Origin of the sequence: Gluconobacter sp. NFX36, from assembly GCF_049887835.1 — a bacterium.
Classification (GTDB): domain Bacteria; phylum Pseudomonadota; class Alphaproteobacteria; order Acetobacterales; family Acetobacteraceae; genus Gluconobacter; species Gluconobacter japonicus_A.
This window is the reverse complement of record NZ_JAGEKJ010000029.1, coordinates 1-12,069: the sequence shown is the minus strand read 5'-3', so window position 1 is coordinate 12,069 and position 12,069 is coordinate 1. Positions and strand designations below refer to the sequence as shown.

General features: G+C 53.2%; 13 protein-coding genes. 7 read left to right on the top strand and 6 right to left on the bottom strand.

Annotated elements, in window-relative coordinates; genetic code table 11:
- Both J4P41_RS15205 and J4P41_RS15200 read left to right on the top strand, forming a co-directional pair.
- Window positions 1–244, top strand: a 244-nt coding sequence (locus J4P41_RS15205) for a hypothetical protein (protein WP_426067775.1), incomplete at its 5' end; no start/stop codon positions are given.
- Window positions 192–1,019, top strand: a complete 828-nt coding sequence (locus tag J4P41_RS15200; RefSeq protein ID WP_426067773.1) for a methylated-DNA--[protein]-cysteine S-methyltransferase — start codon at window positions 192–194, stop codon at window positions 1,017–1,019. The genes J4P41_RS15205 and J4P41_RS15200, both read left to right, overlap by 53 nt.
- Before the next feature lie 446 nt (window positions 1,020–1,465).
- Here the strand turns inward: J4P41_RS15200 and J4P41_RS15195 are convergent, their stop codons facing one another.
- Window positions 1,466–2,401: a LysR family transcriptional regulator gene (locus J4P41_RS15195; protein WP_426067771.1), complete on the bottom strand. Its 936-nt coding sequence runs from the start codon at window positions 2,399–2,401 to the stop codon at window positions 1,466–1,468.
- Window positions 2,402–2,564: 163 nt separating this feature from the next.
- Here J4P41_RS15195 and J4P41_RS15190 point away from each other — a divergent pair, with 163 nt between their 5' ends.
- The 4 genes from J4P41_RS15190 to J4P41_RS15175 are packed head-to-tail and all read left to right on the top strand — an operon-like array spanning window position 2,565 to window position 5,321.
- Window positions 2,565–3,773, top strand: coding sequence for an MFS transporter (locus J4P41_RS15190; protein ID WP_426067770.1), 1,209 nt, complete (start codon window positions 2,565–2,567; stop codon window positions 3,771–3,773).
- A gap of 35 nt (window positions 3,774–3,808) precedes the next feature.
- The gene (locus J4P41_RS15185) at window positions 3,809–4,288 is read left to right on the top strand and encodes an aldo/keto reductase (RefSeq protein ID WP_426067769.1); all 480 of its coding nucleotides are present in this window, start codon (window positions 3,809–3,811) and stop codon (window positions 4,286–4,288) included.
- 16 nt (window positions 4,289–4,304) lie between these two features.
- Window positions 4,305–4,637: an aldo/keto reductase gene (locus J4P41_RS15180; protein ID WP_426067768.1), complete on the top strand. Its 333-nt coding sequence runs from the start codon at window positions 4,305–4,307 to the stop codon at window positions 4,635–4,637.
- A gap of 24 nt (window positions 4,638–4,661) precedes the next feature.
- Window positions 4,662–5,321 (top strand): SCO family protein, encoded by a 660-nt coding sequence (locus tag J4P41_RS15175; protein ID WP_426067767.1) that lies wholly within the window; start codon window positions 4,662–4,664, stop codon window positions 5,319–5,321.
- Here J4P41_RS15175 and J4P41_RS15170 read toward each other — a convergent pair.
- From J4P41_RS15170 to J4P41_RS15155, 4 genes are all read right to left on the bottom strand, one after another.
- A complete protein-coding gene (locus tag J4P41_RS15170; RefSeq protein WP_426067766.1) occupies window positions 5,318–6,667 on the bottom strand; it encodes a PepSY-associated TM helix domain-containing protein in 1,350 nt (449 codons plus the stop codon). The two genes, J4P41_RS15175 and J4P41_RS15170, sit on opposite strands and share 4 nt — an antisense overlap.
- An 8-nt stretch (window positions 6,668–6,675) precedes the next feature.
- The gene (locus J4P41_RS15165; RefSeq protein ID WP_426067765.1) at window positions 6,676–8,994 is read right to left on the bottom strand and encodes a TonB-dependent receptor family protein; all 2,319 of its coding nucleotides are present in this window, start codon (window positions 8,992–8,994) and stop codon (window positions 6,676–6,678) included.
- Between the two features lie 69 nt (window positions 8,995–9,063).
- A complete protein-coding gene (locus tag J4P41_RS15160; protein WP_023941808.1) occupies window positions 9,064–9,456 on the bottom strand; it encodes a hypothetical protein in 393 nt (130 codons plus the stop codon).
- A 206-nt stretch (window positions 9,457–9,662) separates the two neighbouring features.
- Window positions 9,663–10,280, bottom strand: a complete 618-nt coding sequence (locus J4P41_RS15155) for a TetR/AcrR family transcriptional regulator (RefSeq protein ID WP_426067764.1) — start codon at window positions 10,278–10,280, stop codon at window positions 9,663–9,665.
- A gap of 102 nt (window positions 10,281–10,382) precedes the next feature.
- Between J4P41_RS15155 and J4P41_RS15150 the strand changes: the two genes are divergently transcribed.
- The gene (locus tag J4P41_RS15150; RefSeq protein WP_426067763.1) at window positions 10,383–11,534 is read left to right on the top strand and encodes an FAD-dependent monooxygenase; all 1,152 of its coding nucleotides are present in this window, start codon (window positions 10,383–10,385) and stop codon (window positions 11,532–11,534) included.
- Between the two features lie 43 nt (window positions 11,535–11,577).
- Here the strand turns inward: J4P41_RS15150 and J4P41_RS15145 are convergent, their stop codons facing one another.
- Window positions 11,578–11,991, bottom strand: a complete 414-nt coding sequence (locus J4P41_RS15145; RefSeq protein ID WP_426067762.1) for a LysR substrate-binding domain-containing protein — start codon at window positions 11,989–11,991, stop codon at window positions 11,578–11,580.
- Window positions 11,992–12,069: the final 78 nt, after the last annotated feature.

Below are 12,069 nucleotides of genomic sequence, written 5' to 3'. Positions count from 1 at the left end.
ACCGGGCCAGCCGCTCTTCAACATCAAAGAAACCAGGCTGCTTCATCTGCCATCATCCCCAATCAACGCAGGAGAGATGGAATCACAGAGGAACCCTCAAATCCAGAAGGTTTTTCGAACCCTCCAGATCGGGCGCGTACAGAAAAGAACTTGCTCTGATGAAGGTTTGAACGCAACGATTGACCTGCAAAATGAAGAACGCCGCAGCCGTGACGACAGCCTGTCGTCTTATCGAGGAAAGTGAAGAAAGTCTTTCCCTGACAGATCTTGCGCAGGCGGTTGGCCTGAGCAGTAGCTATTTTCATCGCACTTTCAAGGCTCATACCGGCCTCACACCCAAGGACTATGCTGCCGCACATCGTGCAAAGCGCGTTCGCGCGGCGTTGGCGTGCGAGGCAACTATCACCAATGCGATCTACGATTCCGGCTTCAGTTCCAGTGGTCGGTTCTACGAAACGTCTCGTGCCATGCTTGGTATGACACCGTCACGCTACCGAGAAGGAGGAACCGACGAAGACATTAAATTTGCGATTGCAAAGACCACGCTCGGTGATCTGCTCGTGGCTTCAAGTGCCACAGGAGTAGCCGCTATTTTACTCGGTGATGATGCAGAAACTCTTCTTCGCCAACTGCAGGATCTGTTTCCGAAAGCTCGCTTACTCGGTGCCGAAGAGGACTACGAAGCGGTTGTGGCTCAGGTTGTCGGATTTATTGAAGCGCCCAAAATCGGACTGCATCTGCCACTGGATATCAGAGGTACAGCATTTCAGCGAAGAGTATGGCAGGCCCTCCGCGATATTCCGTTTGGGCAAACATGGTCTTACACTGCTGTTGCGGAATATATTGGTATGCCACGCGCCACACGGGCAGTTGCCAAAGCCTGCGCTGCTAACAAGCTCGCTATCGCAATTCCATGTCATCGCGTTATTCGTCGTGACGGCGCGCTTTCTGGATATGCATGGGGTGTGGACCGTAAAGAAATTATACTCGATAGAGAGAATTCAGAAAAAGACAGGTAAATATCAAATAATTTTCTAGAAATTATTTATAAAAAGTGTTTTCATTTTAAATTTAAAGATAATAAAATTTAACATTTTCTGCTATATTTTAAAGGAATGTATTTTTTTAGAAAATATCTTAGGTTTTGTTAGGACTCGAATGGTAGAACGGACTGCATAGCTACTTATGATGAGCATGATGCAGTCTATCTTGTCTGATACCGCATGGTTTGTCTAGGAACCTTTGATTGAAGAAGTCCGTTTTTTGGCATCATCAGAACGGTGCACAATGGCGCGCTCTGCCATCTGAGTTTGGTCCCTGGCGGCTTGCGGTGCGTGCTACAATCATCGCGAGCTGAAATGGTTGCGCAGCCATTTTCCAAAAGACGACGCGTTTGTGGATGTGGGGGCGAATATGGGGTTCTTTTCTCTCTATGCGGCCTGGCGGGCAATACACGTCATCGCCGTTAAGCCGAACCCGGTCCTGTTCGAACGGATGCTAAACGCAATGAGTGCGGATCACTGAACAACCTCTCTGCCATGAAATCCACAAAGATCCGGATTTTGGGTGAGAGTTGGCGACTTGAAGGCCAAAGGACACGAAAGATACAAGAGTTGCGAACGGCATCCTCCATAACGCTGATGAGGATTCCGGCTTCCACCTGCTCGCGGATGGCAAAATCTGGCAGACAGGCGATGCCCAAGCCCTGTTCGGCCATATAGACCAGCGGTTCGATAATGCTGGAGGTAGCGGCCGTTGGCGGTTCGCTGACAGCGCCGTTTCGTCTTGCGGCGAGCGGCCACTCCTCCAGCTTTCCGGTGCTAGGATAGCGGTGGCGCAGGCCTCGATGAGTGGAGAGATCGGCGAGTGTCTCGGGAACGCCGCGTTCGGCAAAATAGTCCGGCGATCCGACCAGCTTAAAACGGAATCGGCCAAGCACACGCGTCATGAGGCGGGAGTCGCTAGCTTTGCCCGTGCGGATCACCGCGTCGAAGCCCTCGTCAATCACATCAACCAGCCGATCGGTGAAATCGAGATCCAGTTCAATATCGGGATAAGCCCGCATGAAAGCGGAAAGCGTCGGCATCATCAACATGCCTACCAGCGGCAGGCTGATACGGAGCTTGCCGCGCGGCTCGTTTAAGGTTTGAGATAATTCCAGTTCCGCAGCCTCGATTTCGCAGAAGATGCGGCGGCAGCGTTCGAGGAATAGCGCGCCTTCCGGCGTCAATGTCACGGTACGGGTGGAGCGATGGAAAAGCCGCACTCCGAGCCGCTCCTCCAGTCGGGCGACAGCTTTGCCTATGGCCGAAGATGATAGGCCAAGCTGCTTGCCTGCCGTTGTGAAACTACGAGTTTCCGCCGCCTGGACGAAGGCGTTGAGGGAGCCGAGGTTATCCATGACATCAACCTATTGAGGAATATATGTCCGATATGTTGTGAATTATAGACATATTATCGCAGTTGGCCAGCATGTTTAGCCTGCATGTCAGAGTCATGGCCGGAGGATCGGCGCTCGCGTCGGAAACGGCCAGCGTTTGCCGGCTTTTTACACAGGCAGAGCAATGGCAGTTACAACCGAACCCGAAAACATTACTGATACTAGGCGCGCCCCCACTGCTTCCGAACGCTTCCCTCTCATTGCGCTATTGGCATTGGCCGTGGCGGGTTTCATCACAATCTTGACTGAAGCCCTGCCGGCGGGCCTTCTGCCCCAGATTGGCGTGAGCCTTTCGATTTCCGAAGCCCTCGCGGGGCAGCTTGTCACCATCTATGCTATCGGCTCCCTAAGCGCAGCCATTCCGCTGACAGCGGCGACACAGGGAATGCGTCGTCGCCCCCTGCTGCTGATCGCCATCATTGGCTTCGCCGTTGCCAATATCGTGACAGCCATTTCGGCGAATTATGTTTTGACCTTGGTTGTCCGGTTCATTGCTGGTGTTGCGGCCGGATTACTATGGGCACTCCTTGCCGGTTATGCCGCCCGCATGGTGCCGGATCACCTGAAAGGCCGGGCCATTGCCGTTGCGATGGTGGGAACTCCTTTGGCGTTATCATTGGGTATTCCAGCGGGAACCCTGATCGGCGCCGCGATCGGTTGGCGTGCCTGCTTCGGGCTAATGAGTGTTCTGACGTTGATCCTGGTTCTTGGGGTATTGGCGAAGGTACCGGATTTTCCGGGGCAGGCAGCAGATAAACGCCATTCGCTCGGTCCTGTATTCCGCATGGCGGGTGTGCGGCCGGTGCTGTTCGTAACACTGACTTTTGTCCTAGCTCACAACGTCCTTTACACCTATATCGCACCGTTCCTTGCCTCCGTCGGCATGGCCCGGAAAACCGACCTTGCGCTTCTCATCTTCGGCATGGCATCGCTGGCCGGAATCTGGATCATCGGTATCCTGATCGACCGCTACTTGCGCCAATTGACACTTGCCAGCGCTGTATTGTTCGGGCTGGCCGCGCTGGCACTTGCTGTCTGGAATGATGTGCCCGCGGTCATCTACGGGGCTATTGCCATTTGGGGGCTTGCCTTCGGAGGAGCCGCCACGCTGTTTCAGACTGCGCTTGCCAATACGGCAGGTGACGCTTCTGATGTCGCGCAATCCATGCTCGTGACTGCCTGGAATATGGCGATCGCCGGCGGCGGGATCATTGGTGGCTTTCTGCTCGACAAGATCGGTGTTGGAGCCTTTGCGCCGGCTATGCTTTGCCTGCTCGCTACAACTCTCGCAGTTGTCTGGACGGCGCATAGACATGGCTTCCCTTCCGCATAGCGCCGATGCCGACAACTCACATCAAGGGACAATTCATGGATTATACAAAACTTGGATTGACCGGCCTTAACGTTTCACGTCTTTGCCTGGGGTGCATGACTTTTGGCATGCCAGATGCGGGTGTCCACAGTTGGACGCTTGGAGAAGATGACAGCCGATCGATCATCAAGCGGGCCGTGGAACAGGGAATCAATTTCTTCGATACCGCCAATAGCTATTCGGCCGGCACGTCCGAGGTGATTGTCGGCAAGCTGCTCAAGGAGTTTACCCGCCGCGATGAGGTTGTCATCGCAACCAAGATATTCTTCCCGGAGCGTATGTTGGAAGGCGGTGCAGCCCCCAACCGCAAGGGCTTGTCCCGCAAAGCGATCATGACTGAGATAGACGCAAGCCTGACACGCCTTGCAACCGATTATGTTGATCTCTACCAGATTCACCGCTGGGACTACGGGACTCCGATCGAGGAGACGATGGAAGCCTTTCATGACAGCGTGAAGGCTGGCAAGGTACGGTAATATCGGTGCATCCTCAATGTTCGCATGGCAATTCGCTAAGGTGCAGGAGGTGGCGCGGGCCAATGGCTGGACCTGGTTCGTCAGCATGCAAAATTACGTGAATTTGCTTTGCCGGGAAGAAGAACGCGAGATGATCCCTCTCTGCAGGGATCAGGGCGTGGGCCTCGTTCCGTGGAGTCCCATGGCGCGTGGTCGATTGACGCGTCCTGCGGGAGAGCAGACGAAACGTAGTGGGAACGATGCCTTTGGCAGGTCGCTCTATGCGGCGACGGAAGAGGCGGACAATGCTGTGGTTGTCCCTTCTGTAGCTCCAAAGCCAGTTATGCGCATCGCATGCTTCGTGTGCTAGGATGATATGTTAAGGGAGGATATTATGCCAAACCGCGGTGGGGAGCGTAAAAAATCAAAGCAACCTACTCAGAAACAACCCGCTCGTCTCAATGAAGCAAAGAAACTGGTTGCTCCAGTGGTGATCATCGCGGTTCTCTTTCTCGGGGCAATCGGGATGCGCGGCATTTTTCTTAATCGAACTGCACATGCCTTGGGCGGCCCTTATACGCTTATCGATACGCGTGGCCATACTATCACCGAGCGCCAGTTTCAGGGGCGCTATACGCTGATTTATTTTGGATACACGCACTGCATAGATGTCTGCCCGTTAACCCTCGAGACCGTCACGCAGGCTCTCGATCTTATGGGAAAAGAGGCACATCATATTGTGCCGCTTTTCATCACGGTTGATCCATCGCGTGATACCCCTGAGATTGTTGCCGATTACGTCAGTCATTTCTCTCCTGACATCGTTGGGCTTACGGGAACGGAATCTCAGATTCACGCAGTTATTGAAAGTTTTCACGTCATGGCGCGACGTCGTGGCGCCTCAGCAAATCATATGTCCTCAGACTATCTTATGGATCACAGCTCTGTTCTGTATTTGATGGATGGTGACAATCGGCTTGTGTCTGTTCTGCCAGTCGACACAAGCCCACAGGAAATCGCTACACAACTACGGCGTTTCGTTCCTGCCAGTTAGTGACGGCGATGGCTGACGACTTGTGAGAGTAGGGTTGCAAGGCAGAGAAGCAAAAGAGAGGCTCCAAGTTCCGGCAGGAGCAGTCCCAGTACAATCAGGACAACCACAGCTCCCACACCAATCTTTTGGCTGGGATCGACAGACGGCACTCCCAGTTCTCCTGGTGGTTTGCGCCTGAACCACAAGACGAGTGCTGCGGTACTCATTGTGAGTAGTCCGGCCGCTACAAGAAAATTCAAGAGCTGATTGGCTTTCCCGAACAACTGTCCCTCATGTGCTGCAACTCCATATCCGATGACGCGATCAGCCAGTGCTTTTTCTTCAAAGCGATGGACTGATCGTACCGACCCGGAGGGATCCACGAGTGCACTGATGCGGTTTGGACGGTTTTGCGTGTCTGAACGAACGGCCCACGCTGTCTCTCCCGCTGAAGGAGGCGTGACGAGAACAGGTGCTGGAAACCCGAGTTGCAAAGCAGCCATCACAACTCGGTTCAGATTGTCTGGAAGGGGACTGTCCGACATAGCGGTGGGCCCCATATCCATACCTGGCATTGTATCGATATGTTGAGGCGAGACCGGGCGTCCTGCAATCCGATTATGTTCAGAAACAGCCCCGATTTCCCAGTCGGGAACCGAGGTCAGGCGGCTGAATTGTGTTTCCACACGAGCCAGAGCGTGCCCCCAAACAAAAGACCACGGCAAGCCGGAAACCAGAAAAAGCACCAAAAACGAGGAGACCCATAATCCTGTTACCGCATGGAGGTCTCGCCATCGGACACGACCGTTTCGGGTCATCCGTGGATAAAGAATACCCGCCAAGTCCTGTGTACGGCGTGGCCACCAAAGATACAGGCCCGTAGCAATCAGCACGATTGTCCAGGACGCCACCATTTCCATGATGATGGAGCCAGTATTTCCCAATAACAGCTGGCCGTGCAGTTTGAAGATGATGCGCTCAAAGCGTTCTTCTTCAGGAACCTGTTTGAGAACCACGCATGATGTCGGATCAACATACACGCGTATGGCTGTGCCTTGGCGATCAACGATCACCCGGGCAGCGCTTGAAGTCGTCTCCGGAAGTTCATAGGCTAGAAAATGGCTGCCAGGGACAGCATTGAGTGCCGTTCTGACTTCCTGTACCGGAGTTGAATGTGTCGCACCGCCTGCGAGATGATCGTAACGCCAGTCGATCCAATGATCCACCTGCGGTTTGAACAGGTAAATTGACCCTGTGAGGCACAGCAATATAATAAAGGGTAGACAGAAGAGGCCAGCAAAGAAATGCCATCGCCAGATCGTCCGATAATCGGGCCAGAATAGGGTTCTGGAAGCGTTCATCATCATGGATACCTTCAGAACTTGATCCGCACACCACCAAAAAACGCTCTCGGCGATCCAGCGTAGATGGATCCTGTTTTATTGGCCAAAACACTCCGCCCAGCCTGCTGTCCGGTTGAGAGGAGTGTATCACTGATGTCAGTCGCACCAGCGGCATAAACCTGATTGGTTACGTTCTGCACTTCAAAGTAGCTGTGCAGACGGTGAGCCCAGCCCAGACGCTCTGGAGGATTGTAATGAACCTCCAGATTAAGCAATGCGTAGGAGGGGGCCTTGAGAGTATTGGCGTTATCGAGGTAAAAGGAACTTCTCCATGTCACTTCTGCAAAGCCTCCCAGCCCCTGCAGCCATCCGTCTTGCTGATCATAGAGAACACGCGCATTCAGGAAATGCGGCATGACACCAGGGATGAGGTTACCCTTCCGCGAGAAACTTCGCGCCATCGTGCTGTTGGACAGGGTCTCGCTGTATTTTGTGTAGATCTGGTTGTCATAGGTATAAGACAGCTTCAGCCGCCCACCTGGCATAGAGGCGCGCAATGGCTGCCATGTTGCGCCCAGTTCAATGCCACGATGCTCTGAGGCCGGGGCGTTGAAGGTATAACTTTCTGCGGGCGTATTGATACCCGCCGACTGGCTGACAAGTTCGTTCCTGTAGAACTCATAAAAGCCAGTGGCCTGAATATTGATGCTGGGCGACGGGTGCCATTCGGCTCCCAGATCAAAACCGAGACTTGTTTCGCTTTTGAGCTGCGTGTTGTTTCCGTAGGTTCCCTGAGGAGTTACAAAAAAACTGGAATAGCCGGGCGTGGCGTAGGCTGTTCCAACACGACCGTGCAAAGTCCAGTCTTTGGTTGGCGTATAAACTAGCGAGGCTTCAGGTGCGAGATTGAAGAAGCGTCGATTGGCCGTGATATTGTGCAGAGAGGTTGAACTTGCCGATCTATTGTAGAGCGTCTGAACTGCTCCAACATCAGATTGCGTGCCACCAAGTCCGATCACAGCATGCCAAAGCTGAGAAAACTGCCAGTCTTCCTGAAAGCGGAGGCCGATGTTCCACTGATGACCGTATGACGTAGAATTCAAAGCACCGCGTGTCGCGCCGCCTTGCGGGGTCAGATTATAAACCTGATAGCCATAATCCATGTAGTCGAAGCCGGCACCGACAAAACTGGTCAAGGGCGTTTTCCCGATACGGCCACGGTTCGTCAGATCCGTCTGCAAATTATAGGAATTAAACGGCCCTACAAAAGCCGTTGTCGATGTTGGCTGATCAGTATGACGTTGATCGTAGGTAAACTGGGTACGCCAGGTTGTTCTTGGATTGAAGTCATGCTCCCATCGAAGCCCCACAATGGTGCGTCTGTCAAAACGTCCTAGCCCTGCCTGCTGGGGACTCATCGTTTGGCGAGGCCCATAAGCACCATTCACCAGAAGATTGACCGAAGCGCATCCAGCAGCAGCCGATGCCGCATTTGCGCAACTATTTTGGTAGGGATTACTGCGGAATTGGTTGAGAGAGAGGCGTAGCGGCAGCGATGTATCCGTGACGTTATTAACGAATTTTAGAATGAGGCGATCTGATGAGGTCAGACTAACCCGTAGCCGCATATTCTCGGTAGACGTGTTGTACTGGCTGTTCGCGATAAAGCCCTTGCCTCGCACATCGCTGCCAAACAGCATGAAGTCGTAGCGTTTATTGCCTGCACCAATCGTTATGTAGTTATTGAACAGACCGAAGCTGCCAAAGTCTGAGCCCAATTCCAGACCGTGAATGTCAGACCCATTTCGTGTGCGGAAGTTGATTGCCCCGTTAATCGCGTAATTACCGTACAGCGTAGAGGCTGGTCCCTGAAAGACGTCCACGCCTTCATAGGCATGCGGATCGATCAAATCTGCCCGAGCCGTACCATCGGATTGCGTCATGGGAAACCCGTCTTCCGTGACCTGAAGGTTCTTCAGACCATAGGACTGACGTGCGCCCGACCCACGGACGGAAACGACGCTGTCACGCGGCCCATTGCCTTGTAGGACCGTCACACCGGGAATGGTTGCGACCATATCACTCACGGTCTGGGCTGCTTTGTTCGCGAAATCTGCACGTTCTGCGCTGTATGTTGTTTCACCGGTTGGGTGAAGAAGTGCCGAGCCACGCGCGGCGCCTCGTACGATGATGCTTTCAGAAATTTGGCTCTGATGCGGCACGGATTTGGCCATCGCGGCTTTACGGGGACGGGTATGAGGGCGTTGAGCCTGAGCCGGGACGCCCATTAGGAAAACGCATCCAAGCACGAGCGAGCCGAGAGGACGGCTTGATTCAAAAGAAATTGTCATCTCTTTGTTCTGATCTAAAAAACGCAGAAAACCTTTCATCGTAGAGACGAGAAAGGCGCTCATTCAGTGTTAGATCAGATGGGGAGGACCCTGAGCATAAATGCCCGACAGCCGCCACAAGGGAGGACCTCTTACTGGCGGGAAACACCAGAAAACGTGACGGCTTGTTAGATAAACCGCGAGAAAAACAGCAACGACGCATCCGGTTAGAAGGATCGTCAACAGGTCGTCGATTACCGCAATGCCATCACCAACATCCGCTGCGTGATGATGATCAGGGGTATGCGTACCAAGGTCCTGACTGTCGCAAAGGGTCGACAGGTTGGCGAACTGTTTTAACGGATCATCGAGAAGGGACTGTGGTAAAGGCAGACTTCCAACGCTGAGGCGAATAGTGATGGCAAGCAGAACCAGCGGCCAAAAGACCAGAACTCCTCTACTTTGCCATGCACTTTGCATCATTCTTCTTCATTTAAAGAGGCTTGCCGCACTGCGCCAGATGGAAATTTTTTTCTGGTCGTTTGGGTGTGATGCATGTGCTCCAATTTTTTGCGCGCTCCACGTCAACTGGCGATGTCCGCTTTGCAAAGGGTTATTCACTGGCGAGAATATCTGACTCGTAGGCCTTAGCCGGAATTTTCAGGCGACGCTTCTGTCTGCTGGATACATTAATCTGGCCATGTTGCCAGCAGAATTAAGGGAAGTGCCGTCTCGATAAAGGTACCGACCGGGTCGGGTGTATCGAACAAGAGCGCAGGTCGGCCTTCTATGACCATATGCGCCAACCCGTGGGCGGTCGCCATCGCGCTGGCCATGTGTGGGCGAAAGACACGCTTGTTCACATCTGGTGGTTCCTGTCCAAAATATGCGGCTGCTGCGTGTCCATATCGGGTGAGTGCTTCAAAGGAGGCCTGCATGAAGGCAGGATCCTTGAAATCGATCAGGTCAACACGGCAGATCAGGCGAAATAGCCCCGGGTTAAGAGCCGCAAACGTCACATACCCTAGCGCCTGTGTGCGGAGATCCTGAGCCGGTCTGCCAGATGAGGGGAGAGCATTCAGTTCGGCTCCAAGCCTTTCGAAAGTCCGGATGGCGACAGCGGTCAAAAGCCCTTTCGTGCCGTTAAAATGATGTGAGGGAGCTCCAGGAGAGACGCCAGAAAATTTGGCGGCCTTCCTTAAGGTAAACCCTTCGACACCTTCCGTTCGAATGATTTCCTCCGACGCTACAATGAGCGCTGTTTTCAGGTCGCCATGATGATAGCTGTCTCGGGCTGCCCCACTCATACCGTCTCCTGATCATTCATATAAACATTGTTCAGATTGATGCCATCTCCAATCTATGCAATGTTCAGATGGACAATGCCACCTTCCTTGGAAATGCATTATATGACACAGCGCGCACTGATCGTAGGTCTCGGTATTGGCGGTATGTCTGCTGCTATTGCCTTAAAGCGTCAGGGCTGGACACCGGTGATTATTGAACGTGCTCCGGAACGGCGAAAAGGCGGTTATTTCATCGGTCTGCGCGATGAAGGCAAAAATGCCGCCTCGGCTTTAGGCGTGCTGGATGTCATGGAAAAAAGAACCCCGGATAACATCCGGTTCTGGGATGTGCGCAAGGATGGCACGCGCAGACGCATTGCTGATCTGACGCAAGAGACGAATGCGCCGATCGCCGTACTGCGAGGAGATATCGAAGAAGCTCTCTGGCACGGAATTGAAGGGCAGGTGGACGTCCGGTTCAGTACCGTACCTTCGGCGATTGTGAATGGCGATACACAAGCGCAGGTCACACTCCGAACAGACGGCGGTGAGGAAACGACGGAAGACTACGATCTTGTGATTGGTGCTGACGGAGTGCGCTCGACCGTTCGCAAACTGGTCTTCGGCCCAGATGAGGCATTCTTCCATTCAGTTGGCACGATGCTGTGTGCTTTTCCCCTGGCGCGGCCCGTCGAGGGCTTCAAAGCTGGTGATGGCCTTATGGTCGCAGATGTAAAGCGCACTCTGACTGTGTTTCCGCTGGAAGGACGTCCCTCAACCGCACTTTTCTCATACCGAACCAGAAATCCGGAAAGAGCCTCGAGAAAAGACCCGCTTTCCACGCTGCGTCAGATATTTGCCGACCTGGATGTGGGTGGGATTATTTCCAAAGCTCTTGAGGATCTGGCAACAACGGATGACTTTCTTTTTGATTCCGTTCAGATGGTCAAAATGCCCCGTTGGTCGAAAAGTCGCGTTCTGCTTCTTGGGGATTCAGCTTGGTGTCTGACCCTGTATTCAGGCATGGGGGCTTCAGCCGGTATGCTTGGTGGACAGGTTCTCGGTGAAGCTCTTGCGGCCTGTCCGCACGATGTTGATGGTGCGCTGCAAATGTTCGAGGCCCGGATGCGTCCATTTGTCCGCAAGCATCAGAGATTCATCGCTCTGCGTTCCCAGTTGTTTGTCCCATCAAACCGCTTTTCGCTCTGGGGGCGCCGTGTTCTATGGCAGATCCTCCTGCGTTCCAGGAAATACCTCTTCCGCAAGAGTGCATGAAGAAGGGTAGCGCAGTTTGATATTCTCTATTCCTAAGATGCGATTACGCTTCATGACGACTAGTCTTTGCATAATGCGTCAACTCTCTCACCAGATAATCAAACGTCAGTCGAATTCGACGGTCTCTGCGCATGTCGGGATGAATTGCAACCCAAACATCCATCGAGAAAAGCAGGTCGGTATGAAGAACGGGAACGAGATTTCTGTCTTGTCTAGCAATTCCCAATTGGCTTGCACCAATACCGAACCCCGCACGTAACGCTGCAAGCTGCGCAAGATCACTATCCGAACGGAATGCAAACATTTCACGGGTAAGCGGTACTCCCATCATTTCTATCATTCGAGAGTGAGCTGGATTCCGATCATATCCAATCAATGCATGTTGACGCAGGTCGTGGAGACACAGCGGGAGGGTTCGAAAAACCTTCTGGATTTGAGGGTTCCTCTGTGATTCCATCTCTCCTGCGTTGATTGGGGATGATGGCAGATGAAGCAGCCTGGTTTCTTTGATGTTGAAGAGCGGCTGGCCCGGTTA